This window comes from Roseibium sp. MMSF_3247 (genome assembly GCF_030733765.1).
Lineage (GTDB): Bacteria > Pseudomonadota > Alphaproteobacteria > Rhizobiales > Stappiaceae > Roseibium.
On the sequence record NZ_JASHII010000007.1, the window covers coordinates 143,537 to 168,472 of the forward strand.

Consider the following 24,936-nt stretch of genomic DNA (forward strand, 5'->3'; position numbering starts at 1 on the left):
CCGTTAGCGGCAGGCCTGACTTGCCGTGTCGATGGCGGCAGTCACTCCGGAGAGCGAAAATTTGTAGGTTGTCCGTGTCCCCCGGCTGGATTCACCATTTACGGACATCTCACGGCCAGCCTTCATCGCGGCAACCAACTGAGCCTCCGTGGCGGCGTTTTCGACCCAGGCGCCGTCATTGTTGGTGAACAAGGTAAAGCCTTGTCCGTCCACATCCACACTGACAGACGACTTGTCCTTGAACGGATAGCCGACCAGCAGGCTCGGCTCAGAACTGACACCCTCGGCCGGACGGGACGTCACGAAGAAGAAGACATCGCCGTGGTTTCTGTCGCCGGGAAGCATCGTCGTTGGTTTGGTCAAAGCGTAACAAACTTTGCCGCTGCCACTCGTCAACGCGTAGGCCGCCCAATCCCTGTGCTGTTTCAACAGCGTCGGGGTCTGTGCGAACGCTACCGCAGTTGAGGCGGCGAAACCTGCCAGGGCCAGTACCAGCGTTTTTGCTTTCATGATCTCCACACCGTTTGGTTTGGGGTTCCGGTCAAATTTAATTCAATTGCCGACACACATATAAACGTTGCTTTAATGATAACTTAAAGCGGGTTACGAAAGGGTTGAAGCCCCAAAGCCGGCAATTCCTTTCTTTAGAATGCAAAGGCGCGCCCTCGCGAATGTTCATCATTGCCTCTCGCGAGAAAACAGGGCGACAGTGTGGCGATGTTGCTGTTCCCTCTTCCGAATTGCGCCGAACCTGCTAAACAGAGGGGACTGAAGTGGAGTTGATTGGCCTTTGGCACAAACGCAATATTTTTCTGATCTGATTGTTAAAGTCGCGACAAGCCGGGATAAAGCGGCTTTTGTCGAGCTGTTCGATCATTTCGCACCGCGTCTGAAAGGCTACCTGATGAAACAGGGCGCCGATGACGCCGTTGCCGAAGAAGTCGCACAAGACGTCATGGTTACCCTATGGCGCAAGGCCGACCTGTTTGATCCACGCAAGTCTTCTGCAAGCACCTGGTTGTTTCGTATCGCCCGGAACCGCCGGATTGACCGGTTGCGGCGGCAAAAAACCGCAGAGCTGGATCCGGAAGAACCCGCATTGCAGCCAACCCCGCTTCCCGATGTTGCGGATGAAATGGACGCCCGGCTCCGCGAAGAGCGTGTGAGAGCCGCCATGGCCTCGCTTCCGGACGAGCAAAAAGAAGTCGTGCGCCTTGCGTTTTTCATCGGGCTGTCGCACAGCGAGATTTCCGACCAGACAGGCTTGCCGCTTGGAACGGTAAAATCTCGTATCCGTCTCGCCTTTGGCCGGCTCCGTCAGCTGATTGAGGCTGACGAAGCTGTCGACGTAAACTGATCAATTCCCCGGAACAATCCGCCCGGTCCGGCTGATTGGGCCACCGCTGACATGCTTTGGGCGTTCAACGGTCGGTGCACCAGACGACACGGCCCTGTCCGCATACCGGCCCAGGGCACGGTGCCGGTCATACATCACGATTGCGCCAGCCATGGCGACATTGATGCAGAATTTCGTCGGGATTTTCACCACATGATCGCAGCGTTCAAGCATTTGCGGTGACAGTGACCCGCGTTCCGGGCCAAGCACATAGGCGGCCTGCAGCGGATGACCGAAGCTGGGCAGGTCGATGGACTCATCCGTTAGTTCGATCCCGACCAGCTGGCAGCCGCGGGGCAGATCCATGGTGTCTACGCTGTCCCAGTCAAACGTTGGCAAATGTCCCGGGCTTTTGGAGGTATCCGATTTTGGAGCCCTTCGGATCTTTTGTTCGGCGTCCACGGTGAAGAAGAAGCTCGCTCCAAAGGCATGGGCGGACCGCATCAGCGTTCCAAGGTTCATCCGTTTTGACAGGCCTTCGGCTCCGACCGCGAAATAACCGCGCATTTTGCTTCCGTTCTTCGTTCTTTGTGGCGTTTGCCGGGTCTCATACCCGAAAGCCGCTGCAGTTTGAACCTTTGACGGCAGCATCAAATGCCGCTCTTCCGCATGGTTACGACTTTTGAGCCAGTTTCCCTGCTCCTCGCGGCTTGATAAGCATAGACAACGTTTCAGAGTTCCAGATTGAGAGAGTGCCCCGTGAAAGCTTGTATTTGCCCGTCCTACGGCCCGCCATCAAATCTCGTAATCGAGGAACTCGCAGATCCGGTCGCCGCAGCTGGCGAAGTTGTTGTCGCCGTAAAGGCCTGTGCGCTCAACTTCTTCGACACCCTGATCATTCAGGGCAAATATCAGTTCAAAGCTGAGCCGCCATTTTCTCCGAGCGCGGAATTCGCCGGGATTGTCGAACAGGTCGGCGATGGTGTCACGGAATTTGCCGTCGGTGACCGGGTAATGGGCTACATGGTTTTTGGAGCGGCGCGGGAAAAAGTGGTTATCTCGCCGGATTCGCTGGTCAAAATGCCTGACGACATTTCGTTTGAGACCGCTGCCGGTCTTACGGTCACTTATGGCACGACCCTTCATGCGTTCCGCGACCGGGCCGACCTCAAAACAGGGGAAACTGTTGCGGTCCTTGGGGCATCCGGCGGCGTTGGTCAGGCCGCCGTCGAGATCGCATCGATCATGGGCGCCAAGGTGATCGCCTGTGCCTCGTCGGAAGAAAAACTCGCCTTTGCAAAATCGCTTGGGGCTGATGAGTTGGTCGATTACTCGAAGGCGTCGCTCAAGGACACCTTGAAGGAGCTCACTGGCGGCACCGGTGTCGATGTCGTCTATGATCCGGTTGGTGGAGATCTCGCCGAACAAGCGCTTCGGGCGACTGCTTGGGAAGGGCGCTTCCTGGTAATCGGTTTTGCTTCGGGGGATATTCCGAAAATCCCGCTTAACCTCACCCTTTTGAAAGGCTGTGACATCCGGGGCGTGTTCTGGGGCGCGGCGATCAAGAAAGATCCGGACGGCCACAAAGCCAATATGCGCCAGCTGCTGGCCTGGGTGAGTGAGGGCAAGCTCAAGCCGCACATTCACGCCGTTTATCCATTTGAGAAGATTGGAACGGCGCTGGATGAAATCGCGGCGCGGAAGGTGTTTGGCAAGGTTATTCTCGTGCCGTAGTCTGGTGGAATTACCGTCCATTACTCAGAAAGCTGCCATCCATGTCCTCCATCGTCGATGTTCGCGTTACCGTCGCAGATCTCTCCAACGGTGCCGCGTGGATGGGTGGCAGGCTTATGCCGATTTCCGAGGCCGCATTGCCGGTCACCGATTGGGGGCTGATCCATTCAGACATCACTTATGATGTGGTCCCGGTACTGGACGGTGCATTCTTTCGCTTGCCCCATTATCTGGCCCGTTTCCGCCGCTCGATGGACGAACTGCGGTTGGACCCCGGGTTGAGCGATGATGCGATAGAAGACGCCCTTCAATCACTCGTGGCGGCGACGGGATTGCAAAAGGCCTATGTGGCCATGGTCACCTCCCGGGGCGTGAACCAGGTGCCGGGTTCGCGAGACCCGAGGGACTGCAAGAACCACTTCTTTGCCTGGTGTGTGCCATATATTCACGTCATCCGGCCGGAGATCGCGGAAAGAGGCGCCCATGTTCATGTTGCCAAGACAGTGCACCGGATTTCGCCCGGAAGCGTCAATCCGAAGGTCAAAAACTACCACTGGGGGGATTTCACCAAGGGGCTGTTTGAGGCCAAGGACAACGGCGCGGAGACTGTCATTTTGCTGGATGATAATGGCAACGTGACCGAAGGACCGGGTTTCAATGTGTTTGCCGTGAAAGGTCGAACCCTGGTGACGGCCGAAAGCGGTGTTTTGGAAGGCATCAGCCGTCAGACGGTGCTGGATATCGCGGCAGAACAGGGGCTTGAGATCGAGATCCGGGCTTTGCCGCTTAGCGAGTTCTTCGAGAGCGACGAAGTTTTCATCACGACATCCGGTGGCGGCGTCGCACCGGTCACGCGGGTGGATGACCGGATCTTTTCAAATGACGCGCCTGGTCAGATTACCACAGCGCTGCACAAGGCCTATTTTGAATGGGCCGCCCGTCCGGAAAACCGGACGGAGATTTCTTATCGGGATTAAGCCTCAAACACTGCAACAACAGGCGCGTGGTCGGATGGTTTTTCCCAGCCGCGGGCATCACGCAGCACTTCCGTGCTTTTGATGTGGTTTGATGCCGGTTCGGACACCCAGACATGGTCCAGACGGCGGCCCTTGTCGGCTGCCGACCAGTCTTTTGCCCGGTAGCTCCACCATGTGTAGAGCTTTTCCTCCATCGGTGTGAACTGGCGCATGGCGTCCAGCCAGCCGCCGGTTTCCCGAACGTTTTCGAATAGCTCTGTCTCAATTGGTGTGTGTGAGACGACCTTCAACAGTTTCTTGTGAGACCAGACATCGTGTTCATAAGGCGCGACGTTCAAGTCACCGACCAGAACGGCGGGTTTGGCGGTTTCGGCGCCTTGCAGCCACTCTTGCATCTCGCCGAGGAAATCCAGCTTGTGGCCGAACTTGTCGTTCTTGTCCCGGTCGGGTTCATCACCGCCCGCTGGCACATAGAAATTGTGAACCCTCAAGGCTGTCCCGTTGAACGGCACATCGACTGCCACATGCCGGCTGTCGCCGACATCGCAGAAATCCCGCTTTTCAACATTGCTGAGGGGCAGCTTGGATAAAGTTGCGACCCCGTGGTAGCCCTTCTGGCCATTGATGGCCATGTGCTCATAGCCGGCCGCCCGGAAGGCCTTTTCCGGAAAGTTCGCGTCCGGGCATTTGGTTTCCTGCAGGCAAATGACGTCCGGTGCGACTTCCTCGATCAATTGTTCGACAATCGGCATGCGCAGACGCACGGAATTGATGTTCCAGGTGACGAGTTTAAGCCGGTTTGTCATGAGGATCCTTGGGCTGATCAGCCTTGAATGAGAATTTGGATGAAGCCGCGTATCGTGCAGCGGCGGGATCGTCAACAATAGTCTCCGCCTGGTCAACCCGATACCATCATCTCTCCTGACAAAGGATATGGGCCCCTATGTCTGAAAGAACCGAGGGAACCTTGCATGGGGATACAGTTTGATGGCCCTGTTGCCGACTTTGATCCGCCGCATTTCAGCCGTAGTCAGATGATCGTGAAGGTGTCTACGTAATTTTGCTTGGAAATTCGAGTTTCGTCCACGTTCCGTTAGGAACTCCATTGCATTTTAGCGGTCGAAAAAACCTTTTCTTAACCCTGCCGAGGTTGCTGTGCTCGCAATGATCAAAACGGTTTGTTCTTTGGTCGGTTTCGCGTTTTTGAGCGCGTGTTCTGCCTATGATTTTCCAGATCCGACACCGGAGGACTTTGCGGTTCACGGGATCGATATCTCAAGATGGCAGGGGGATATTGATTGGGACCGGGTTCGCCAGTCCGGCGTTGCCTTTGCCTGGATCAAGGCTACCGAAGGTGGGGACCACGCCGATCCCCGGTTTGTCGACAACTGGATTGGGGCCCGGAAAGCCGGTGTGCGGCGCGGGGCTTATCACTTCTATTACTTCTGCCGTCCGGTCGAGGAACAGATCTCGTGGGTCAAGGAAGTTGTTCCAGTCGATCCGCAGGCTTTGCCGCTGGTTCTGGATATGGAGTGGAACGCGCACTCCAAGACCTGTACGACGCGTCCGCCTCGGGAGCGGATCCTTCCGGACATGAAGCTCTTTCTGGACGAGATGGAGCGCCACTATGGCAAGCGGCCGGTGATCTATTCTTCCGTTGACTTTCACCGGGACCGTCTTGTGGGGGCGTTCCCGGACGAACACTTCTGGCTGCGCTCAGTGGCGACCTATCCGAACAACATCTACGAACAACGGGACGACTGGGTGTTCTGGCAATACACTGCAGAAGGCCGGATCCCGGGCATCAAGGGTGATGTCGACCGCAATGCTTTCTTCGGCACGAAGTCGCAATTCCGGGACTGGCTGAACGGCGAGCTTAAGCGCTAGTCTCATCCCTGTTGGCTAGATCAGTTCACCTTGATCTGATGGGTGACATCCTTGCCGTTGCTGACGGTGACTTGCTTGAAGCCGATCAGTTTGCAGAAATCGAGGAAGTTCAATTCCTGCGGCTGGTCGGTGCGGGCGAAGAGCTCGGTGCCCCTGGCCATGGAGGTCAGCGACGCCAAAAGGGCGCGCATCCGGTAGAGCGTGTCGTACTGACCGTCTCCTGTGGCGACGATGATCAGTTTTTCCAGCTCCGCGCCCTTGGCGAACAGGTGGTACCCGGGGGTATAAGCTTGCTTCGACTGCTGAGCGGCAAGCCCGATGACAAAGGCTGCTCTTGAACGCTTGTTTGCATCAAGGGCTGTTTCAACGTTTGAAATGTAGGGCTCAATTGTCTGAGGAGCTGGATAATAATAGCCCGCATGCGAATCGAAGGCACTGGACGGCAGCGTGCCCGCTGCCAAAACCGCCGCTATACATGCGCCCTGAAATGTCCGGCGTGCGCAGGCTTTTAGAATAGAATCGATCACGTTTTGAGCCCCCCTGAAGATAAGGCTCTATGAAGTCTGGTCTTCTGACCGAAATCAAGGGCGAACATGATACCGTCTGAAGGCGGAAACGCTTGAGGGTGCTATACTTTCGCCACGTTATCGGCTCACATGGTCGATGTCTGGGCAGATAAACAGGAGTTTTGAGGATGTTGAACCGCTTTGCGATGGCTCTGGCCGCTGCGGTCCTGACAATAACACCGGCTCTCGCCCAGTCCGGCGGCCCGGCAATCGCCTACACCACGGCCAATTTGAACATGCGCGCTGGGCCCGGAACCAACTATCCGGTGCTGACAACCTTGCCGCAAGGCGCCGGGGTCACCGTGTTCGGCTGTACCGCCGACTTTCAGTGGTGCGATGCGGCCTTCACCACGGTTAAAGGTTGGGTCTCGGGGAAATATCTCAGTTATGGCGTTCAGGGCCGGTATTATGGCCAGCCGATTCCGCGGTCCGGGATCTATGTGGGTGTGCCGCGCTATCAACGGAACTATCCGGTCTATGGGCGTGGTCCGGTAAGGGTTCAGCCCCTGCCCGGCTACCGCCGGTACTGAACCGACGATCGATCCGGCAAAGGAAGGGGCGCCCGTACTTTGGCGGGCGCTTTCGTTTGGCAACGGCTGCCATCCTCCCGCACCAAGCCGTTCTTTTGAGCAGTTCTAATGGTATATCGGAAGATATCGTTTCATTACTGCCTGTATTATATTTAATAACTTCATTAAGTACTTGTGGGCTCTTCAGAAAACTGCGCTGGATTTGCGACATGAACCGTAGATGAATGGCTCTGTTGCAATTGGGCCATCTTAAATCTCCACATCATTGCCGTGTCATGGGCAGTTTTTGGAGAGAAGATCATGTTGAAGCAAGTCGCATTGGCGATGATGGCCGCAGGGTTTCTTACGCAGCCTGCCATGTCCCAAGCAAATGCATCAGTCGCCTACACCACAAGTGGGCTGAATATGCGGGCTGGGCCCGGAACCAGCTATCCTGTCATAACAACCCTGCCGCAAGGCGCGGCAGTCCAGATTTCAGGATGTACAGCCGGATATGGCTGGTGTGATGCGAGCTACGGGAACATGTCCGGATGGGTTTCCGGAAACTATCTGGTTTACGGAACGCGTGGCAGCTATTACCGCCAGCCTATTCCAAGTGCGGGCGTTTATATGGGCGTGCCGATCATAAACCGAAACGTGACCATCTATAATCGGCCGGTGCGGCCACGCGTTTATGCCCCGCCGCCCCGCGGCCCGCGTGGTCTTTATTATCAGCCGAGACCGCCGCGTGCTGTCGCACCAATACTTCCGGAGCGCCCGCCGCGGGCCCAGGTCAGACCACCCCTGCCGCACCAGCCGATGCAACCGCCGCGTGGTCCCAGGCGTTCCTGATCAGGTTTATTGAGTCGGCGCCGGAGCAGCCAGGACAAGTGACCAGAAGACCTTGTGCTTGGCATTGGCAGAATAGGCTGTCGCGATGCCGAGGCGGGTGGCGGAGTTTGCGAGAAGCACCTCGTTGTGTTTGGGCGACTCCCGCCATCCGGAAAAGGCTTCCGCAAAGGTGCGGTAACCAGCGCTCACATTTTCAGATGCCGCGGTTTTGGGCTCGCCGATGGCGGCCATGCGGGTTTCCAATTGCAGATTGGACGCAAGGGATGCCTGAACCGTTCCGGCGGACGCCATGGCGTTGGCTTGGGTCTGCGCAATGGAGGTCAGTCGCGGGTCGGGCGTGACGGCCGGTAAACCGTTGTTGATGCGGTATTGCGAGATCATCTGGGCAGCTGTTACCGGATCAACCTGTCCATCCGTTTTTGCCAGATCCTGATAAAACGGCGGCGTCTGCAGGCGATCGCCCATGCAGGCGGACAGCCCCAAGGCCGCAAGCCCGATAGGGATCAACATGAGTCTGGAGAGGGATCGCCGGGCTGTCGCACGCATGTTCAATAAGCGCCTGTATCTGGAGTGCATCGTGATTCGATGCAGGAACAATGTCGGCGAATAGCAGCAGAATTGGGACTGGTTCGACAAGCCATGTGAGGAATGCTGAGAGGGCTGCCCGAAAATGGCGAAAATCTGACGGTGCCGGCCAACAAAAAAGCCAGCCCGAACATCGGGCTGGCAGGCTGCATTAGGCTCTAAGCCTTCGGGGAGAATGGTTGATCTAGCGTTTTCCAGCTTCAATCACATCTTCAAGGGTCCGCAGGCCCGTGGTCGGCGCACAAACAAGGACGGACATGTTGCCGGGGGCGTGTTCGTTCTTCCACATCTTAGTGTGCGCTTGCGGGATCTGATCCCACGGGAACACTTCGGACATGTAAGGATCGATCCGGCGTTCAATCATGAGTTTGTTGGCGGCCGATGCCTGCTTCAGATGCGCGAAGTGCGAGCCTTGTAGGCGCTTTTGGTGCATCCACATGTAGCGGACGTCAAAGGTGCAGTTAAAGCCCGATGTGCCGGCGCAGATCACGACCATGCCGCCTTTTTTACAGACGAACGTCGAGACCGGGAACGTCGCTTCGCCCGGGTGCTCAAAGACGATATCGACGTTGTTGCCTTTTCCGGTGATGTCCCAGATTGCCTTGCCGAATTTGCGCACTTCCTTGAACCAGTCGGCATATTCCGGGGAGCCGACTTTCGGCAGCTGGCCCCAACAATTGAAGTCCTTGCGGTTCAGGACACCCTTTGCGCCCAGATCCATGACGAAGTCACGCTTGTCTTCGTCTGAAATGACACCAATGGCGTTGGCGCCCGCCGCTGTGATCAGCTGGATCGCATAGGATCCAAGACCGCCGGATGCGCCCCAAACCAGAACGTTCTGGCCCGGCTTCAGTTCGTGCGGATGATGACCGAAGAGCATGCGGTAGGCGGTTGCGAGGGTCAGCGTGTAACAGGCGCTTTCTTCCCAAGTCTGGTGCTTCGGACGCGGCATCAGCTGCTGCGCCTGAACCCGTGTGAACTGGGAGAAAGACCCATCCGGGGTCTCGTAGCCCCAAATGCGCTGGGAATTGGAGTACATCGGGTCGCCGCCGTTGCAATCCTCGTCGTCGCCGTCGTCCTGGTTACAGTGGATGACGACCTCATCGCCGACTTTCCAGCGTTTGACCTTGTCACCAACGGCCCAAACGATCCCGGATGCATCTGACCCGGCGATGTGGAACGGCGCGCCGTGGCCGTCGAACGGGCTGATCGGCTCGCCAAGGCCGGCCCAAATGCCGTTGTAGTTGACACCGGCGGCCATCACGAGAACCAAAACCTCATGGCTATCCAGTTCCCAGGTCGGCACGACCTCAAGCTTCATCGCGTCTTCCGGAGCGCCGTGACGTTCCCGGCGGATCGCCCACGCATACATGTTCTTAGGAACGTGACCGAGCGGCGGGATTTCACCGATTTCGTAGAGATCTTTCAACGGAGCGTCTCCCCGCGTTTGGTTGTCATTGGCTTGCGCTGTTGCTGTCACTCTCCCCTCCCAGGGCTGTCTTTGGCGCGATTTTCTTTCGCATGTGCAAAAGGCTCTTTCGGGGCAAAACCCCAATTTGCGCAACTATTGTTCAAAAATAGATACGTATCTATACGACTATTGCTTAACTTGCGTTTTTTGGCCAGTCGTATTTTGCATTGCAAGAGAAGGGTTTCGCGCGCGCGCAAACTCCGGCACACTGTTGGTCTTGGGAGATAGACCGGTAAATCAGGTGCTACAGGGAAAAGAAGACTGGCAAAATAAGGCCTTAGGAGGAGAAGCGGCATGAGCGCAGCAGGCGATGGCAAGGTAGAGCGGGACCGTCCTTGGATCTTCCGCACCTATGCGGGGCATTCCACAGCCGCCGAATCCAACAAGTTGTACCGAGGGAATTTGGCCAAGGGGCAGACCGGACTGTCCGTGGCTTTCGATTTGCCCACACAAACCGGTTATGATCCGGATGATCTTCTGGCGCGCGGTGAAGTGGGAAAGGTCGGTGTGCCGGTGGCCCATCTCGGCGATATGCGGACACTCTTTCACGAGATCCCGTTGGAGCGCATGAACACGTCCATGACGATCAACGCGACCGCGCCGTGGCTTTTGTCTCTTTATATTGCAGCTGCGGATGAGCAAGGCGCGGACCGCAAACTGCTCTCCGGCACAACTCAGAACGACATCATCAAGGAATACCTTTCCCGCGGCACCTATGTATTCCCGCCGGCGCCCTCGCTCAATCTGACGACGGATGTCATTTCGTGGACCTATTCCAACATGCCGAAATGGAACCCGATGAACGTCTGCTCCTACCATTTGCAGGAAGCAGGCGCGACGCCGGTCCAGGAATTGTCCTTCGCGCTGGCGACGGCTGTTGCGATTCTCGACAGCATGAAGGCAAGCGGAGCGATCCCGGAGGAAGATTTCCCGAAAGCGGTTGGCCGGATCTCCTTCTTCGTGAATGCTGGTATGCGCTTTGTCACTGAGATGTGCAAGATGCGCGCTTTCACAGAGCTTTGGGACGAGATTTGCCGCGAGCGCTACGGCGTGGAAGATGAGCGCTACCGCCGCTTCCGCTATGGCGTTCAGGTCAACTCGCTCGGCCTGACGGAGCCGCAGCCGGAAAACAATGTCTATCGCATCCTTGTTGAGATGCTGGCGGTGGTTCTGTCCAAAAACGCCAGGGCTCGCGCTGTCCAGCTTCCGGCTTGGAACGAGGCGCTGGGTCTGCCGCGTCCGTTCGACCAGCAATGGTCGCTCAGAATGCAGCAGATCCTCGCCTACGAGACCGACCTTCTGGAGTATGCGGACATCTTCGATGGGTCTGCGGAAATCACCCGCAAGGTGGAAGAGCTGAAAGACGAAGCTCGTGAGGAGCTCGCGCGCATTGATGCGATGGGTGGGGCGGTTGCGGCCGTTGAGTCCAGCTACATGAAACGCAAGCTGGTGGAAGCCAACTCGGCGCGCCTTGCCGGTATCGAAAGCGGTGATCAGGTGGTCGTCGGTGTCAACAAGTGGACCGAGACCGAGCCATCCCCGCTGGCAGCCGGCGAAGACGGCGGCATTCTGACAGTGCCCGAGCATGTCGAGGGCGAGGCCATCGAGAAGGTCAAGGCTTGGCGTGAGGCGCGGGATCAGGCGGCTGTTGATGCGGCCATTTCCGAACTGCGTGCGGCAGCCCAGGAAGGGCGGAACATCATGGAACCGTCCATTGCTGCGGCAAAAGCCGGTGTGACGACCGGGGAATGGGGCCGCACGTTGCGGGAGGTCTTTGGTGAGTACCGGGCTCCAACGGGTGTTGGTCAATCCGTCAGCGATGATGCCGGTGATCTGGCCGCCGTGCGCGCGGATGTGGAAGCTGCGTCAGAAAAACTCGGCCGGCGTCTCAAGTTCCTCGTCGGCAAGCCGGGGCTGGACGGGCATTCCAACGGTGCGGAACAGATTGCCGTACGGGCACGCGATTGCGGGATGGAGGTCGTTTACGAGGGCATTCGCCTGACCCCGGCCCAGATCGTCAATGCCGCGGTGGAAGAAGATGTTCACGTCATTGGCCTCTCCATTCTTTCTGGATCTCACCTGGCTCTGGTGCGCGATGTCATGGATCTCCTGAGAAGCTCGGGTGCGGATGACATTCCTGTTGTTGTCGGTGGCATCATCCCGGATGAAGATGCGGCGCAACTGAAAGCGATGGGAATTGCTGCGGTCTATACGCCCAAGGACTTTCAGCTGACGGATATCATGGCCGATGTCGTCAAGATTGTCGGCGGTGCCGCTGAAAAGGCTGCTTGATCTCTAAATCTTGCCCCGGCGCCTTGCTTGCCGGGGCAATTGTTTTGGTTTTGGCGCCACAGGTCGGTGCGTCCTAAGACCGAGCCCGTGCCCTTCCAGTTGTGTGTGTACTGTTTTTCAGTATCTGCTGTAATTTATTTGCCTGTTAACCAGTCAAATTTCTAAACTACAGTCTCTCGACCGAGTTATTTCCTGGTTTCAATAAGATTTAACTCTATCCGTGAACAATCGTCGCGTCCTTTTTCTGATGGAAGAGTGCGATGGCGGATAGTTTTTTCGGGAACTGGTTCTTAAAGCTAAGTTCAATTCGTGACCGGATGAGTTTGCGGCAGCAGATCTCGCTGGCCACCGCCGGTCTATGCTTCCTATCCATTATGGTGGCCGCGATTGTTGCCTCCACCATCGCGCGCCAGGCAGCCATAGAAGAGACCCGTCAGGATTTGGTTCTGATTGGGCAATCCATGGCCCAGACTCTCGATCAGGACATGTTCAACAGGTTCCGGGAGGTTCGGAACATCGCCGAGCTTGAAGTGTTGCGGCCCGTTTGGAAACGCAACCCTGATGCAATTCGCGACGTTCTGGATCAATTGCAGCAAAGCCTGCCTGTCTACGCCTGGGTCGGATTTGCTGCCCCGGATGGCACCGTGATTGCCGCAACGCAAACCATGCTTGAAGGGCAGTCGGTCGCTGAACGCCCTTGGTTTATCAATGGGCTCACAGGCCCAACGGCTGAGGATGTTCATAAAGCCAAACTGCTCGACAAATTGCTCCGCAATTCTGAGGACGAAGAACCGTTCCGATTTGTTGACGTCGCCATGCCGGTTCGGGACGAATACGGAACAATTGCAGGTGTTCTTGGTGCGCATATGAGCTGGTCCTGGGCCTATGAAGCGCAAAGAAAGTTCATGAGCCACACTCTTGCAAAGAAGCAACTCGAGATCTTTGTCCTGTCGGAGGATGACGAGGTGCTGGTCGGACAGGAACTCTTGGCCATTGATGAACATGACGTAGACGCGGAGGTTTTTCCCTTTGACGCTGATGCGGCCGACATGCTGACGGTGATGGTTCCGACGCAGGGGTTTTCCGAATATGAGGGCCTTGGATGGAAAGTCGCTGTCCGTCAGCCAATGGCCGTCGTCACGGCCCAGGCGGATCGTATGGTCTTGATGATTGTGCTGATTGGTTCGGTGATCGCAGTGTTCGCGGCGTTGATATCGTGGTTCGTCTCACGAAACCTATCCAATCCCCTCCTGCAACTCGTTGCAGCCATGGACCAGATCGGCCGGTCCGCAGACGAGGGCGCAGTGCCACGCCAAAGCGGATCGCGTGAGGTGTTGCAGCTCTCGGTTGCGATCAGGTCCCTGTTGCGTCGACTCGGCGTCGTGGAAGCCAAGGAGAAAACGGCTCTCGGTCAGCTGGAAGAGGTTCACAGCGAGTACAAGAAACGGATCCAGACTTCGGAAGAACGCAATCGCCAGCTCGGTGCGGACTTACGTCATCTGAAAACCTTGGCCGAGCAGGATCCGCTAAGCGGTCTTATGAACCGGCGGGCTTTTCAACCCTTTGCTGATGATGCCTGGTCTACTTTTGATCGGCATCGGCGCGTCTTCAGTGTCCTGATGATCGATGCCGATCATTTCAAAGCAGTCAATGACACTCACGGCCACCAGATAGGGGATGATGTGATCCGCACGATCGGCCGGATCATTACCGAAGAAGTTCGCACCACCGACAAGGCCGCACGCTTCGGCGGCGAGGAGTTTGTCCTGCTTCTCCGGGAGAATGATGCAAACGGCGCCTGGGTGCTGGCAGAGCGGATCCGGCTTCGAATTGCATCAGAGGCGTTTCAGTCGGACCAAGGAACCTTCAATATATCCGTCAGCATTGGTCTTGCCGAAGTGACGGTGTCTGATCGTGATGTAGAGGACACCATTGCGCGGGCCGATCATGCACTTTATTCGGCCAAGTCCGCAGGTCGGAACCGCGTCGCCGTTGACATGCCGATTTCCCAAATCAAATCCGCCTGAGACCAAAAAACAAATCTGTCTCATGTGTTTACCCTTCGTAAACACTTGTTAACCCTTCGCGGTGATACTCTAGGAATTCCGCCAGAAGGCGGTTAATCTGTGAAGGCCAGGAGGCCGAAATGGCGACGACGATTGAAAGGCCCATCGCGGCCCAGGTCGTGGCGCATGCGACAGAGTATCCTGCGGACCGGGACGGTGATGGCACCGGATATGGCCGCGACAAAAAGCGTACCGCAGAGCGCCAGGATCAAGATACCGGTTCCTCGACTGAAGACCCGGCCGTTCTCATTGACGATCATCACACTGTAGATCATACCCTTGACGGGATTGCTGCCTACAAGGCAGCAGCTCTTGAAGTTCTGGAGCCTGGCGTTGATCACGGACCTGTTCATCCGTTGCCCGGACCGGTCGACAAAGTGCCGCCGCAAAATGTCAGGCATGCCTATGAAGATCACCCGGACGGTGAAGAGCCACCGCACGCAGTAAATGTCGCGACCTGAGCCGCGTAAGGCTTAGTCAATCGGGTGCAATCAGTGCTGTTTTTCCTTGAAATCCGCCGGGAAACGTCTCATACCGCGCGGCGTAGGTGATCCTACGTATTTTTGAGCGTGTCGGTTGGCTCGCGAAAATCAGATCAAGCAGGGGCGGCCAGAGGTGATCGAAACAATTCTTGGATTGGCGGCGCAAAACCTTTTGTCGCCTATCATCTTGTTTTTTGCGCTTGGTTTGGGAGCGGCATTCGTCCGCTCCGACCTGACGATCCCGGAAGCGGCCGCCAAATCCCTGTCGATCTATTTGCTCTTTGCGATTGGCTTCAAGGGCGGGGTGAGTGTCAGTGCGCACGGGATTGATGCGACCTTGATCCTGTCGCTGGTGGCCGGTCTGATACTGTCGTTCGCGCTGCCGTTCCTGGCGTTTGCTCTTTTGCGTGGCATGACACGGTTGAGCACGGTGGATGCGGCTGCTGTCGCTGGTCACTACGGCTCAATCTCGATTGTGACATTTGTCGCGGCAACGTCGGTTCTGCAGAGCCAGGGCATTGCCAGCGAAGGCTATTTGGTGGCTGTGGCCGCTGTGATGGAAGCGCCGGCCATTTTGTCCGCGCTCTGGATCGTTGCGCGGTTCTCTTCAAGCGCGGAAGCCAAGGAACGTGAACAGGACACGCAGGGCCTGTGGCGCGAGATCTTGCTCAATGGCTCCATTGTGCTGTTGGTTGGGTCGTTCCTGATTGGCTTCCTGACAGGCGAAGACGGCCTCAAGGAAATCGAAAGTTTCATTGTTTCCCCGTTCAAAGGCGTGCTCTGCCTGTTTCTTCTCGACATGGGGCTTGTTGCGGGCCGTGGTTTGCGGGCGAGCGTCCACCAGCTGCGGCCGGGCCTGATCAGCTTCGGCATCCTGATGCCGATGCTGGGATCGGCGGCCGGATTGATCGCCGCCAGCCTGATCGGTCTGTCGACCGGTGGGGCAGTTCTTTTGATGACCTTGAGCGCGTCTGCTTCCTATATCGCGGTGCCTGCGGCCATGCGTGTTGCCTTGCCCGAGGCCAATCCGTCTATTTATCTCACAATGTCGCTTGGAATAACCTTTCCATTCAACCTGACACTTGGCATACCGCTGTACTTAAGTGTCGCGCAGGCAGTGGGGGGATAAGCCATGGAAATGAAACAGGCCAAACGGGTCGAGATCACGATCGAAGCGCCGATGGAAACGCGTTTGACCAACGCGCTCGACCGGGCCGGTGTGACCGGCTACACGATTTTGCCGGTTCTCGGCGGCAGTGGCCGGTCTGGCCGGTGGAGCCGCGAGGGCCAGGTGTCCCGCGCCGGCGGCATGGTCTCCATCATTTGCATTATCCGCCCAGAACGCCTGGATGAGCTCCTGGAAGCAGCATTTGGCGTGGTTGAACGGCATATCGGCGTCGTCTGCGTGTCCGATTGTCAGGTCCTGCGCGCCGAGCGCTTCTAAGACCCCAGCACTCCAGCCATTTAGCCACTTTTGCTGAGGGTGTGTACGTACTTCCCCTGATTGGGCGCGCTTGAGTGATCCCGTAAAACTGTTGGACTGCACTGCGTGCGCCAATGCTCAGGAGATCACGGCGATGGCATTCCCATCCGAATTGCTCAACGGATACAGCCGTTATCTGAACAAGGGCTTTGTGCGGCATAAGGAAATCCAGGAACACCTTGCGATCTACGGGCAGACGCCGGAAGTCATGGTGGTGTCTTGCTGCGACAGCCGTGTAACCCCGGAAGGCATCTTCGGGGCGGGTCCGGGTGAGCTGTTTGTTGTGCGCAACGTTGCCAATCTCGTGCCGCCGTTCGAGGCCACCGAAGGCCAGCACGGCACAAGTGCGGCGATCGAGTACGGCGTGACCGGTCTCCACGTGAAGCACATCGTGGTCATGGGGCACTGCAAGTGCGGAGGCATCCAGGCCTTCCGCGAAAGCGCCAACCAGGACCACGCGCAGAAGGGGTTCATTGGACGCTGGATCAAGCTTCTGGAACCTGCAGCGATCTCAATGGCATGTATGCCGGTCGATAAGATCGAAGACCCGCAGCTGGCCATGGAATATGCCGGCGTGCGGCAATCGCTGAAGAACCTGATGACCTTCCCATTCGTCAAAGAGGCGGTTGAGCGGGGAGAGCTGCAGCTGCACGGCGCCTGGTTCGACATCGGGTCTGCGGAACTGCGGGTGATGGATCCGGTCACAGAGCGTTTTGAAACCGCAGACGGCCCGGAAGCCTTGCCAATCCCGACGGTCGCCGCTGAATAGTGCGCGTTGCTTGATTGGGCCTAGTCGGTTGAGCTGTTTTTTGGCATCAAACAGATCCAAATCATTGAAACATGCTCCAAGGCTTTTGAATGACGACTGAAATTGCGATCTACCAACGTCTTGCCAAGTACAACACCTGGATGACGGAAAAAGCCTATGTGGCCGCGGACAAGATGAGCGACGCGGATCGCAGGGAGGACCGAGGGGCTTTTTTCAAGTCCGTTCATTCCACGCTCAACCATCTTCTTTTTGGTGATCGCGCGTGGATGCGCCACTTCACGGGCAGGGATTACAAGGTCGGTGGCATGGGCGTTGATATCTTTGAGGAGTACGACGCCCTCAAGGCCGCGCATTTTGGAATCTGCGCCGACATCGAAGAGTTCGCCGGTGGACTGACATCTGAATGGCTGGCCGGGACCTTGGAATGGACCAGCCGCAGTGACGGTCAGACCCGGACCCGGCCGCGTTGGCTGTGCCTGACGCACATGTTCAATCACCAGACCCACCATCGGGGCCAGCTGTCCACGCTTTACATGCAGGCCGGGATCGACATCGGCAAAACGGATCTGCCGTTCATGCCGGATCTGTTGCAGCAGGATGTTTCCGGCTAACTCGCAAACCGCAAAGCTTTTTAGGTTGTAGTGTTCTTCTGATTGGTTGAAGCTAATTCGTTGACGCAACTATAAAGATTGTGCATCAACGTCTGATGGATCAAATTTCTGATTATTCATATGTCGCTTACATCGATGAGGCTGGTGATGACGGTTTGAAAAGAATCCGTCCGTTGGACAGTAATGGCTCAAGTGAATGGTTGATGGTTTCCGGAGTAGTAATCAAAGCATCTCGAGAAAGTGAAGTTAAGCAATGGGTTGAAGGAATCCAAAACAAGTTGTGGCGTCACAATGCTAGATCTTTACATTTTGCGAAGCTGTCTAGTAATAAAAAGAAATTTGTTTGCTCTGAAATATCTGAGTTGAAGGCTCGTTACTTCGTTGTGTGTTCTAACAAAAAGAATATGAAGGGTTACCAGAATCCTCTGGCTTCGAAAATACCGTCGCGGAATTGGTTTTATTGCTGGATGACCCGGATTTTATTAGAGAGAATTACCGATTTTGTTGCTTGGAAATCTCAGGCGGAATTTGGTGAAATAAGGAAAGTAAAAATTGAATACAGTAATAGAGGAGGGCTTTCTTATGATCAAATGGGGGCTTACTTTCGCTGGATAAGCTATCAAGGTGACAATACATTTCTCAAATTCGGTAAGATAAATTGGGAAACAATCGATTTTAATTTGCTGAAAGTTTATCCGCACTATGAGAGAGCTGGTTTGCAGCTTGCGGACATAGTGGCAAGTTCATTTTTTAAAGCGTGTGATCGCTTTAGCACAGGCGAATGCGATCCAAGTTTTGCAAAAATTCTCAAGCCTAGAATGGCCAGATTTCGTGATCACTCGAAAAATTCGGTCTCTGGGTACGGGGTTAAGCTACTTCCAAGTTTCAAAGGTGCAAGTTTGTTAGATGAACAACAAGAAGTATTTCGGTATTATGGTTATCCGAGGCAATGGTGGGACCCGGCCTCGTTTAATCAATCAGGCTTGTAGGCCAGCGTCTAATTTGCTCGCCGTCCCGGAAGACGTTCCCCACTTAAAATAAGCAACCCGAGGTTCCCGGCGTCCCTCCCAAATATTACTCAAATCGTAGTGTAAAGTAAATAGATTCAATATGTTATATGGTTTTCTCTAACCGTTTGATTTGACTCGATTAATGTATCAATAGGGCAATTTGCATCCAATGATTGTGCAATTTGGCTTCGCTTCTACTGAGCTAACTCGCAAACAGCAACGCGCTGCCGATGACCACAAGTCCGGCACCGGCCCAGGCGCCAAGGGCCGGGATTTCCTTGGTCCGCCACCAGAGCATCGGCAGCATGAGAGCCGGGGTGGTGGCGGAAAGGGTTGCGATGATGCCGACTTCACCGCCGGACAGCGCGAACAGGATCAGCGTCATGCCGACGCCCATGCCGAGAAAACCGGAAAGCGCGATCAGACCAACGAGGGACGGGGTAAACCGGCCTGCCGGTTTCACCCAGGAGACCGGAAGGCGGGTCAATGCCAGGAGACACAGCGCAGCCATGCCGACCCGAAGGCTAGAGGCGGCGACCGGATCGGCACCGGTTTCCATCACGGGCCGGGCGATCAGCGAGCCGATCGACTGCGACAAGGCCGCGGCCAGTCCCAGCAAGACGCCGGCCCACAGCGGCCCGCGAATGCTTTCCCACTGGTGCAGCTGGGATTTGCGTTTGCCGAAGCGGATGGCAAGCAACACGCCGCTGAAGGTGATGAGAATTCCGAGGATCTGTGTGACCGTCAGGTCTTCGTTCAAGAGCAGCCAGCCGAGGATTGCCGACATCGGCGCATTCAGTGAAAACAGCATCGCCGTGCGGCGCGGGCCCATGCGGTTCAGCGTCAGGAAAAGCGCCGTGTCGCCCATGAAGATCCCGATCACGCCGGAGAGCATCAGCGGCACAATATGGTCGGAGCTGATCGATCCCCAACCGGTGGAGAACGCCACCCAGGCAATCAGCATCAGCGCGACGAGCACCATACGGGTGCAATTGAAGGCTATCGCGCCCAAGTGCTGCGCCGGCCCCGCCGATATCAAGCCGGTTAGAGCCCAGAGGGCGGCGGCACCAAGAGCGGCAGCTTCATAGACGAACATTCTCTTTAAGACCGCGCGGCAAGATCAGCCGGAAGAGCCGCTTCGCCGGTCCAGGCCGCGTCAAAAAATGCGGTTTCAAGCATACTCATGCGGGTAAAGATCAACGCCAGCCGCTCCTGTTCATCTGCGCCAAGCGAGCTGCCAACAGCATCCATCTCTTCGCGGATCCAGTTGACGAAACTCACAAAACCCTCGACCGCATGCAAATCGATCCATTCGGCGAGATAGAAGTGTTGCGGGCGTGGCTTTTGTGCTTCGCGCAAACCCCAGGTCAGATAGCACCACTCGGCGCACAGGAGGCAGGCCAGGCCCTCGGCATAGGTGCCTTTGCCGGAGGAGGTGAGAAGCAGATCCGCGAACGCTCGGGTCACTGGACCCTGTGCGGCTGTTTCATAGACGGAAGGAGATACGCTAAGTGCCTCAAGCGAGCGCAGGAAATAGTCGTTTTCCTCCGATGTCAGCAAAGCCAGAAACCCGGACAGCCGGGATTTAGACTTCATGCTCGGTGCTTTGGCGACAAGATATCCGAGTGTCGAAGCCAGATCGGTGATGAAGGTATAGTCTTCAATCAGATACCGGGCATAGGCGTCATCCGGCATGGTGCCGTCGCCGATGGCTTGGGTAAAGGCATGACCGGTGGCTGCACTCCAGTGCGGTTCGGCGCGGGCGGCCAGCCAGTCGGTAAACCGGGCATCGGGTTTGGTTGTCAGGAATTCCTGAAAGGATCCGGAAAAAGCCTCGGGCATGGCACCGGGCTCCTTGTTCTGAAAATTTCTGGCAGGATAAGAAAAAACGGGCGCCGGAGGGCGCCCGCTTGATAAGGATCAGGCCGCGGCCTTTTTCGGAGTGATCAGGCCGCGGTTCACCAGAACCTCGGCAATCTGCACCGTGTTGAGCGCTGCGCCCTTGCGCAGGTTGTCGGACACGACCCACATGTTGAGACCGTTCTCGATGGTTGCGTCTTCGCGGATGCGGGAGATGTAAGTCGCGTCTTCGCCAGCAGATTCATACGGCGTGATGTAGCCGCCGTCTTCGTGCTTGTCGATGACTAGGCAACCCGGCGCTTCGCGCAGGATGTTGCGGGCTTCTTCCGCCGTGATCTCGTTTTCGAATTCGATGTTGACGCTTTCGGAGTGGCCGATGAAGACCGGGACGCGGACCGCGGTGCAGGTGACCTTGATGGCTGGATCAAGCATCTTCTTGGTTTCGGCCAGCACCTTCCATTCTTCCTTGGTGTAGCCGTCTTCCATGAAGACATCGATGTGCGGAATGACGTTGAACGCAATCCGCTTGGTGAACTTTTCCGGCTCAATCGGGTCGTTCACGAACACGGCACGGGTCTGGTTGAACAGCTCTTCCATGGCGTCCTTACCGCCGCCGGACACCGACTGGTAGGTCGAGACAACAACGCGCTTGATCTTGGCATGATCGTGCAGCGGCTTCAGCGCAACAACGAGCTGCGCAGTGGAGCAGTTGGGGTTGGCGATGATGTTCTTCTTGGTGAAGCCGGTGATGGCATCGGCGTTCACTTCCGGAACGATCAATGGCACGTCCGCGTCGTAGCGCCAGGCGGACGAGTTGTCGATCACAACGCAGCCCTTCGCACCAATCCTCGGAGACCATTCCTTGGAAATGGTGCCGCCAGCGGACATCAGGCAGATGTCGGTGTCGGAGAAATCATAATTCTCCATCGCCTGGACCTTCAGCGTTTTGTCGCCGAAGGAAATATCCGTGCCTTGAGAGCGGCGGGACGCCAGCGCGACGACTTCGTCCGCCGGAAAGCCGCGCTCTGCGAGAATGTCCAGCATCTCCCGGCCAACGTTTCCGGTTGCCCCAGCAATTGCGATCTTGAAACCCATGTGACTGTCCTTGTCCGTCTCCCCGCTTCACCGGCTGCCGAGGATATCAGGCATGCCAGCTTCCTGGCGCCTCCCATCCCCGGGGAGGCGGGATGAGCGGCACCTTAAGCGGTGGTCTTGGTAGTTTTTGTCGTGTGCTTGAATGTGGCTTTGGCAGGCGTCATCGTCCCGCCGCGCATGAAGGTCACGCTAGCAAGGGCTTCAGACATCATATCCAGAATGTCGGCTTTCAGCCGGGTCATCGGAAACTCACATTCGACAAAATTCGAGACGGCGCTCTTTTTGCCCGGAAAACCTTGAGAGTCAATACGCAAAGCGGCCAGATCCGGCCTTTGGGATTTCGTTTGTTGCTGAAAGGCGACGGTTTCTTCGATCAATCAAACAGCCGGCCCGGTCCGCGCCCTTTGGTTTCAATCCCGGCCAGCTTCATCATGTGCCAGGCAAGCGCGGAGTTGGAACTGATGACCGGCTTGCCGAGTTCTGTTTCACAGGCCTCGATCACCGGGAACGTCCGCAAGTTGGTGCAGGAGGCGAATACGGCATCCACGTCCTGGTCCTTTCCGACCGTACAAATGGCATCCATCGTCGAGGCTGGTGAAATCCGGGCCACCACGGCTTCTTCGGATTGGCCAAACGAGCATAACTGCACAACGGTAAGACTATTGTCTTTAAGCAGAGAAACAACCGCTTCGGAAACTTCGGCGATATAGGGCGTGACCACCCCGATCTTTTTTCCGTTCAAGTGCTCAAGCGCGGCCAGCACAGCTGTAGCCGGGTTGGTTACTTTGGCGGTCGGATGAGCTTTTTGAACGGCTTTGGCAACTTCCTCCGAGCCTATGATGGTCGAGGCGGATGTACAGGCATAGCCAATGACATCCAGAGCTCGGGCGTTCGGGAGAAGGGCAGCAGTCCCTGTCAGTTGCGCTTTCATGCGCATCAGGGTTTCGGAGGTGACTTCCGGGGCGCTTTCGATGCGGGTGTGATTTAAGGTCACGCCGTCGATGTCGAACAAGGGCCGGAATTCGTTTTCGATCGTCTCGTCCGCCTGCAGAACGATCAGCCCAAGGGCGGTTTTGTGGGCAAGGCCGTTGTCTGTTTGGAAATTGAGGTCCATGGTATCGCTCTTGTTATTAAATGACCGGAATTTCCGGATCTGCCGGCGTCGATAGGAATTCCGGTGCGCCGTCGCGGATGACGATGTTTTCCTCGTGTACCATCATCTTTCCACCGCCAAGATCAATGCCCGGTTCCAGGGTCAGAACCATCCGCTCCTGAAGGACCGTATTGTCGAACGCGGTCAGGGACGGCGTTTCCGTCAGCTGGATGCCGAGCCCATGGCCCATGCGGCCGACGTCGCCTTCAGATTGGCCCAGAACATCGGTCATGGCTTTGAAGAGATCCGCGCAGGTTTTGCCGGGCCGGGCAATGGCGGCCGCGGCATGCACCGCTTCGACAAGTGTGCGATGAGCTTGCCAGACAGGATCGCTGGCATGGCCGATCGCATAATTCCTGTCAAAGTCGCAAAAGTAGCCGCTTTTTACCGCGCCCGTGTCGAGCATGAGCACATCACCTGCCTTAAGTGGTGCATCGGTGGGCGGTGAAATCACATCGCCATACCCGCCCGTACCGGCGCCGCCGACGAGATAGGGCACCTCGTCCGCGCCGCGCTCCAGAAGATCGATCTTGAACCTTCGAAAGGCACTTTTCAGACTTTGGCCTTCGTGAAATAGGTCGGTCGCGCTTTCAAAGCTGCGCGAGGCGATCTGGCAGATTTCCCGGTGGATCGCAATTTCTGCTTCCGACTTGATATGGCGCACCGACTGGACAAGCGCGCTGGCGTTCCGGAATTCGCTACCGGGAAGGTTTGCCTTGATCCTTTCAAAATCCATGAGCGGCATACGCAGGGAACTCTCGCGGCCCATCGGCATCCCGACCACCGCGTAGGGTTTGAGCGCATTGCTTAAGAGACTGACCCCCTCATCTGTGGGGTGGGGCGCTGCAAATGTCCGGATATCATCAACCCAAGTACTGGCCATCAAATGCGCGCCGATTTGCGGGATGACGGCGATGGGTTTGCCGGTTCGGGGAAGTATGCAGAACCAGGGCCGCGCCGGGCTTTGCCAGAAGAGCGTGCGAAACCCTGTAAAATACCGGACCTCGGCTTCGGTCGTGAACAGAAGCGCGTCGAGACTCTGTTCATGCATCAAGCGCTGAGCCCGATCTGCACGATCCTCAAATTCTGTCACGGCAAAATCTGCTTCTGACATCGGCGCTTCTTTCGGGTGTTTGTTTTGCTGTCGAAGCAATGCGTTTGGTATCAAGGCTTTGACTGTTCGATGGAATTGATCTCGATGCGCAGAGAGGATCAGTTCTTTTCAATCTCCTCAAGCGATTTTTCCGATATCGGGCTGCCGGGACAAGGGCGAACAAGCCTGCAAAACGCCTTGCCAGTCGCCAATAAATCAATATATCATGATTTATGGATATAAATTTCGCATTGGGGGCCTTCGGTGCTCTTAGCCAGAAAACACGACTGGATGTCTTTCGCCTTTTGATCAAGGCCGGGCCGGACGGGATGAGCTCGGGAGAAATCGGAGAAGTATTGGGTGTCCGGCAAAACACCATGTCCGCAAATCTCAGTGTTTTGCTTCAGGCAGGGCTGGTGAAGAACGAACGGGAGGGCCGCAGCATCCGCTATTTCGCGAATATGGACCGGACGCGCGATCTCCTGACGTTTCTGCTGGCTGATTGTTGTGGTGGCCACCCGGATTTATGCGCGCAGGTTATGGAGATCGTGACCTGTCAAGCCGAGACAACGTCAAATGAAGACCATCGGAAAGGTTTGTAATGTCAGATAAAGCCTACAATGTTCTCTTTCTGTGTACGGGCAATTCCGCCCGCTCGATTATGGCCGAGGCGATCCTGAACCGCGACGGTCGCGGCCGTTTCAAGGCCTTTTCTGCCGGCTCCACGCCTTCTGGATCTGTGCGGCCGGAAGCCTTGGCGCTCCTTGGAAAGATGAATTACAAAACTGAAGATGCCCGTTCAAAGAGCTGGGACGAATTCGCGGCCCCGGACGCCCCGGAAATGGATTTCGTCTTTACGGTTTGTGACAATGCGGCCAAGGAAAGCTGCCCGGTTTGGCCTGGGCAGCCGATGAGTGCGCATTGGGGTGTGCCCGATCCTGTGGCTGTGGAGGGCAACGAGACCGAGCAGCAATTGGCTTTTGCCGAGGCTTTCCGGATGTTGAGCAACCGGATTTCGATTTTTACAAGCTTGCCATTGACGTCGCTCGATAAATTGTCCCTGCAGAAAAAGCTGGACGAGATCGGCAGCGCCACCTGAACCAGG

General features: G+C 56.4%; 28 protein-coding genes. 16 read left to right on the forward strand and 12 right to left on the reverse strand.

Annotation, left to right across the window (positions count from 1 at the left end; translation table 11 throughout):
* Window positions 1-3: 3 nt before the first annotated feature.
* Window positions 4-510: an invasion associated locus B family protein gene (locus RBB44_RS21160; protein ID WP_133952321.1), complete on the reverse strand. Its 507-nt coding sequence runs from the start codon at window positions 508-510 to the stop codon at window positions 4-6.
* 280 nt (window positions 511-790) lie between these two features.
* On the opposite strand from RBB44_RS21160, the gene RBB44_RS21165 reads away from it, so the two are divergent.
* Window positions 791-1,357 (forward strand): sigma-70 family RNA polymerase sigma factor, encoded by a 567-nt coding sequence (locus tag RBB44_RS21165; RefSeq protein WP_133952319.1) that lies wholly within the window; start codon window positions 791-793, stop codon window positions 1,355-1,357.
* Here the strand turns inward: RBB44_RS21165 and RBB44_RS21170 are convergent, their stop codons facing one another.
* The gene (locus tag RBB44_RS21170) at window positions 1,358-1,903 is read right to left on the reverse strand and encodes an RNA methyltransferase (RefSeq protein WP_306149678.1); all 546 of its coding nucleotides are present in this window, start codon (window positions 1,901-1,903) and stop codon (window positions 1,358-1,360) included.
* Between the two features lie 192 nt (window positions 1,904-2,095).
* On the opposite strand from RBB44_RS21170, the gene RBB44_RS21175 reads away from it, so the two are divergent.
* Together RBB44_RS21175 and RBB44_RS21180 are read left to right on the forward strand one after the other, a co-directional pair.
* The gene (locus RBB44_RS21175) at window positions 2,096-3,070 is read left to right on the forward strand and encodes an NADPH:quinone oxidoreductase family protein (protein WP_306149677.1); all 975 of its coding nucleotides are present in this window, start codon (window positions 2,096-2,098) and stop codon (window positions 3,068-3,070) included.
* Window positions 3,071-3,111: 41 nt separating this feature from the next.
* The gene (locus RBB44_RS21180) at window positions 3,112-4,047 is read left to right on the forward strand and encodes an aminotransferase class IV (protein WP_306149676.1); all 936 of its coding nucleotides are present in this window, start codon (window positions 3,112-3,114) and stop codon (window positions 4,045-4,047) included.
* On the opposite strand, the gene xth is transcribed toward RBB44_RS21180, so the two are convergent.
* Window positions 4,044-4,853 (reverse strand): exodeoxyribonuclease III, encoded by an 810-nt coding sequence (gene xth, locus RBB44_RS21185; RefSeq protein ID WP_306149675.1) that lies wholly within the window; start codon window positions 4,851-4,853, stop codon window positions 4,044-4,046. The two genes, RBB44_RS21180 and xth, sit on opposite strands and share 4 nt — an antisense overlap.
* 358 nt (window positions 4,854-5,211) lie before the next feature.
* Between xth and RBB44_RS21190 the strand changes: the two genes are divergently transcribed.
* The gene (locus RBB44_RS21190) at window positions 5,212-5,934 is read left to right on the forward strand and encodes a GH25 family lysozyme (RefSeq protein WP_209180027.1); all 723 of its coding nucleotides are present in this window, start codon (window positions 5,212-5,214) and stop codon (window positions 5,932-5,934) included.
* Between the two features lie 20 nt (window positions 5,935-5,954).
* Here RBB44_RS21190 and RBB44_RS21195 read toward each other — a convergent pair whose 3' ends face one another.
* Window positions 5,955-6,461 carry a hypothetical protein gene (locus RBB44_RS21195; protein WP_306149674.1) on the reverse strand — a complete coding sequence of 169 codons (507 nt, stop codon included), beginning with the start codon at window positions 6,459-6,461 and terminating at the stop codon, window positions 5,955-5,957.
* 167 nt (window positions 6,462-6,628) lie between these two features.
* Between RBB44_RS21195 and RBB44_RS21200 the strand changes: the two genes are divergently transcribed.
* Together RBB44_RS21200 and RBB44_RS21205 are read left to right on the forward strand one after the other, a co-directional pair.
* Window positions 6,629-7,030: an SH3 domain-containing protein gene (locus RBB44_RS21200; RefSeq protein WP_133952305.1), complete on the forward strand. Its 402-nt coding sequence runs from the start codon at window positions 6,629-6,631 to the stop codon at window positions 7,028-7,030.
* A 300-nt stretch (window positions 7,031-7,330) separates the two neighbouring features.
* Window positions 7,331-7,861 carry an SH3 domain-containing protein gene (locus RBB44_RS21205; RefSeq protein ID WP_306149673.1) on the forward strand — a complete coding sequence of 177 codons (531 nt, stop codon included), beginning with the start codon at window positions 7,331-7,333 and terminating at the stop codon, window positions 7,859-7,861.
* 6 nt (window positions 7,862-7,867) lie between these two features.
* Here RBB44_RS21205 and RBB44_RS21210 read toward each other — a convergent pair whose 3' ends face one another.
* The gene (locus RBB44_RS21210; protein ID WP_306149784.1) at window positions 7,868-8,326 is read right to left on the reverse strand and encodes a CAP domain-containing protein; all 459 of its coding nucleotides are present in this window, start codon (window positions 8,324-8,326) and stop codon (window positions 7,868-7,870) included.
* A 304-nt stretch (window positions 8,327-8,630) separates the two neighbouring features.
* On the reverse strand, window positions 8,631-9,926 hold the full coding sequence (gene ccrA / locus RBB44_RS21215) for a crotonyl-CoA carboxylase/reductase (protein WP_133952301.1): 1,296 nt from the start codon (window positions 9,924-9,926) through the stop codon (window positions 8,631-8,633).
* 285 nt (window positions 9,927-10,211) lie between these two features.
* On the opposite strand from ccrA, the gene RBB44_RS21220 reads away from it, so the two are divergent.
* From RBB44_RS21220 to RBB44_RS21255, 8 genes are all read left to right on the forward strand, one after another.
* Entirely contained in the window at window positions 10,212-12,209 is a 1,998-nt protein-coding gene (locus tag RBB44_RS21220) for a protein meaA (RefSeq protein WP_306149672.1), read from the forward strand.
* 260 nt (window positions 12,210-12,469) lie between these two features.
* A complete protein-coding gene (locus tag RBB44_RS21225; protein ID WP_306149671.1) occupies window positions 12,470-14,236 on the forward strand; it encodes a diguanylate cyclase in 1,767 nt (588 codons plus the stop codon).
* Window positions 14,237-14,355: 119 nt separating this feature from the next.
* Window positions 14,356-14,736: a hypothetical protein gene (locus tag RBB44_RS21230; RefSeq protein ID WP_209176170.1), complete on the forward strand. Its 381-nt coding sequence runs from the start codon at window positions 14,356-14,358 to the stop codon at window positions 14,734-14,736.
* Between the two features lie 154 nt (window positions 14,737-14,890).
* Complete coding sequence (locus tag RBB44_RS21235; RefSeq protein ID WP_371932309.1) at window positions 14,891-15,886, forward strand: sodium-dependent bicarbonate transport family permease; 996 nt, start codon at window positions 14,891-14,893, stop codon at window positions 15,884-15,886.
* A gap of 3 nt (window positions 15,887-15,889) precedes the next feature.
* Window positions 15,890-16,201: a P-II family nitrogen regulator gene (locus RBB44_RS21240; RefSeq protein WP_055673291.1), complete on the forward strand. Its 312-nt coding sequence runs from the start codon at window positions 15,890-15,892 to the stop codon at window positions 16,199-16,201.
* A 133-nt stretch (window positions 16,202-16,334) separates the two neighbouring features.
* Complete coding sequence (locus tag RBB44_RS21245; RefSeq protein ID WP_306149669.1) at window positions 16,335-17,009, forward strand: carbonic anhydrase; 675 nt, start codon at window positions 16,335-16,337, stop codon at window positions 17,007-17,009.
* A gap of 89 nt (window positions 17,010-17,098) precedes the next feature.
* Window positions 17,099-17,620 carry a DinB family protein gene (locus RBB44_RS21250; protein WP_306149668.1) on the forward strand — a complete coding sequence of 174 codons (522 nt, stop codon included), beginning with the start codon at window positions 17,099-17,101 and terminating at the stop codon, window positions 17,618-17,620.
* Between the two features lie 95 nt (window positions 17,621-17,715).
* Complete coding sequence (locus RBB44_RS21255) at window positions 17,716-18,609, forward strand: DUF3800 domain-containing protein (protein WP_306149667.1); 894 nt, start codon at window positions 17,716-17,718, stop codon at window positions 18,607-18,609.
* Window positions 18,610-18,832: 223 nt separating this feature from the next.
* On the opposite strand, the gene RBB44_RS21260 is transcribed toward RBB44_RS21255, so the two are convergent.
* The 6 genes from RBB44_RS21260 to RBB44_RS21285 form a co-directional block, all read right to left on the reverse strand.
* Complete coding sequence (locus RBB44_RS21260; protein ID WP_306149666.1) at window positions 18,833-19,726, reverse strand: DMT family transporter; 894 nt, start codon at window positions 19,724-19,726, stop codon at window positions 18,833-18,835.
* A gap of 5 nt (window positions 19,727-19,731) precedes the next feature.
* A complete protein-coding gene (locus tag RBB44_RS21265) occupies window positions 19,732-20,472 on the reverse strand; it encodes a TenA family protein (protein WP_306149665.1) in 741 nt (246 codons plus the stop codon).
* A 78-nt stretch (window positions 20,473-20,550) separates the two neighbouring features.
* Window positions 20,551-21,585 carry an aspartate-semialdehyde dehydrogenase gene (locus RBB44_RS21270; RefSeq protein WP_133952287.1) on the reverse strand — a complete coding sequence of 345 codons (1,035 nt, stop codon included), beginning with the start codon at window positions 21,583-21,585 and terminating at the stop codon, window positions 20,551-20,553.
* 104 nt (window positions 21,586-21,689) lie between these two features.
* Window positions 21,690-21,827, reverse strand: coding sequence for a hypothetical protein (locus tag RBB44_RS21275; protein ID WP_306149664.1), 138 nt, complete (start codon window positions 21,825-21,827; stop codon window positions 21,690-21,692).
* A gap of 131 nt (window positions 21,828-21,958) precedes the next feature.
* Window positions 21,959-22,699, reverse strand: coding sequence for an aspartate/glutamate racemase family protein (locus RBB44_RS21280; protein ID WP_306149663.1), 741 nt, complete (start codon window positions 22,697-22,699; stop codon window positions 21,959-21,961).
* Window positions 22,700-22,715: 16 nt separating this feature from the next.
* Window positions 22,716-23,852: a Xaa-Pro peptidase family protein gene (locus tag RBB44_RS21285; RefSeq protein ID WP_306149662.1), complete on the reverse strand. Its 1,137-nt coding sequence runs from the start codon at window positions 23,850-23,852 to the stop codon at window positions 22,716-22,718.
* A 212-nt stretch (window positions 23,853-24,064) separates the two neighbouring features.
* On the opposite strand from RBB44_RS21285, the gene RBB44_RS21290 reads away from it, so the two are divergent.
* Window positions 24,065-24,433: a helix-turn-helix transcriptional regulator gene (locus RBB44_RS21290; RefSeq protein ID WP_306149661.1), complete on the forward strand. Its 369-nt coding sequence runs from the start codon at window positions 24,065-24,067 to the stop codon at window positions 24,431-24,433.
* Window positions 24,433-24,930 (forward strand): arsenate reductase ArsC, encoded by a 498-nt coding sequence (locus tag RBB44_RS21295; protein ID WP_209176161.1) that lies wholly within the window; start codon window positions 24,433-24,435, stop codon window positions 24,928-24,930. Before RBB44_RS21290 ends, RBB44_RS21295 begins: the two co-directional genes overlap by 1 nt.
* Window positions 24,931-24,936: the final 6 nt, after the last annotated feature.

What these genes read in the sequence shown, in the direction of transcription:
- RBB44_RS21230 (WP_209176170.1), top strand. Translation starts at nt 14,356, where the DNA reads ATGGCGACGACGATTGAAAGGCCCATCGCGGCCCAGGTCGTGGCGCAT.
- RBB44_RS21270 (WP_133952287.1), bottom strand. Translation starts at nt 21,585, where the DNA reads ATGGGTTTCAAGATCGCAATTGCTGGGGCAACCGGAAACGTTGGCCGG.
- RBB44_RS21250 (WP_306149668.1), top strand. Translation starts at nt 17,099, where the DNA reads ATGACGACTGAAATTGCGATCTACCAACGTCTTGCCAAGTACAACACC.
- RBB44_RS21295 (WP_209176161.1), top strand. Translation starts at nt 24,433, where the DNA reads ATGTCAGATAAAGCCTACAATGTTCTCTTTCTGTGTACGGGCAATTCC.
- RBB44_RS21265 (WP_306149665.1), bottom strand. Translation starts at nt 20,472, where the DNA reads ATGCCCGAGGCTTTTTCCGGATCCTTTCAGGAATTCCTGACAACCAAA.
- RBB44_RS21200 (WP_133952305.1), top strand. Translation starts at nt 6,629, where the DNA reads ATGTTGAACCGCTTTGCGATGGCTCTGGCCGCTGCGGTCCTGACAATA.
- RBB44_RS21170 (WP_306149678.1), bottom strand. Translation starts at nt 1,903, where the DNA reads ATGCGCGGTTATTTCGCGGTCGGAGCCGAAGGCCTGTCAAAACGGATG.
- RBB44_RS21280 (WP_306149663.1), bottom strand. Translation starts at nt 22,699, where the DNA reads ATGGACCTCAATTTCCAAACAGACAACGGCCTTGCCCACAAAACCGCC.
- RBB44_RS21160 (WP_133952321.1), bottom strand. Translation starts at nt 510, where the DNA reads ATGAAAGCAAAAACGCTGGTACTGGCCCTGGCAGGTTTCGCCGCCTCA.
- RBB44_RS21180 (WP_306149676.1), top strand. Translation starts at nt 3,112, where the DNA reads ATGTCCTCCATCGTCGATGTTCGCGTTACCGTCGCAGATCTCTCCAAC.
- RBB44_RS21275 (WP_306149664.1), bottom strand. Translation starts at nt 21,827, where the DNA reads ATGACCCGGCTGAAAGCCGACATTCTGGATATGATGTCTGAAGCCCTT.
- RBB44_RS21225 (WP_306149671.1), top strand. Translation starts at nt 12,470, where the DNA reads ATGGCGGATAGTTTTTTCGGGAACTGGTTCTTAAAGCTAAGTTCAATT.
- RBB44_RS21260 (WP_306149666.1), bottom strand. Translation starts at nt 19,726, where the DNA reads ATGTTCGTCTATGAAGCTGCCGCTCTTGGTGCCGCCGCCCTCTGGGCT.
- RBB44_RS21245 (WP_306149669.1), top strand. Translation starts at nt 16,335, where the DNA reads ATGGCATTCCCATCCGAATTGCTCAACGGATACAGCCGTTATCTGAAC.
- RBB44_RS21190 (WP_209180027.1), top strand. Translation starts at nt 5,212, where the DNA reads ATGATCAAAACGGTTTGTTCTTTGGTCGGTTTCGCGTTTTTGAGCGCG.
- RBB44_RS21285 (WP_306149662.1), bottom strand. Translation starts at nt 23,852, where the DNA reads ATGTCAGAAGCAGATTTTGCCGTGACAGAATTTGAGGATCGTGCAGAT.
- RBB44_RS21210 (WP_306149784.1), bottom strand. Translation starts at nt 8,326, where the DNA reads ATGGGCGATCGCCTGCAGACGCCGCCGTTTTATCAGGATCTGGCAAAA.
- xth (WP_306149675.1), bottom strand. Translation starts at nt 4,853, where the DNA reads ATGACAAACCGGCTTAAACTCGTCACCTGGAACATCAATTCCGTGCGT.
- RBB44_RS21240 (WP_055673291.1), top strand. Translation starts at nt 15,890, where the DNA reads ATGGAAATGAAACAGGCCAAACGGGTCGAGATCACGATCGAAGCGCCG.
- RBB44_RS21290 (WP_306149661.1), top strand. Translation starts at nt 24,065, where the DNA reads ATGGATATAAATTTCGCATTGGGGGCCTTCGGTGCTCTTAGCCAGAAA.
- RBB44_RS21220 (WP_306149672.1), top strand. Translation starts at nt 10,212, where the DNA reads ATGAGCGCAGCAGGCGATGGCAAGGTAGAGCGGGACCGTCCTTGGATC.
- RBB44_RS21255 (WP_306149667.1), top strand. Translation starts at nt 17,716, where the DNA reads ATGGATCAAATTTCTGATTATTCATATGTCGCTTACATCGATGAGGCT.
- RBB44_RS21205 (WP_306149673.1), top strand. Translation starts at nt 7,331, where the DNA reads ATGTTGAAGCAAGTCGCATTGGCGATGATGGCCGCAGGGTTTCTTACG.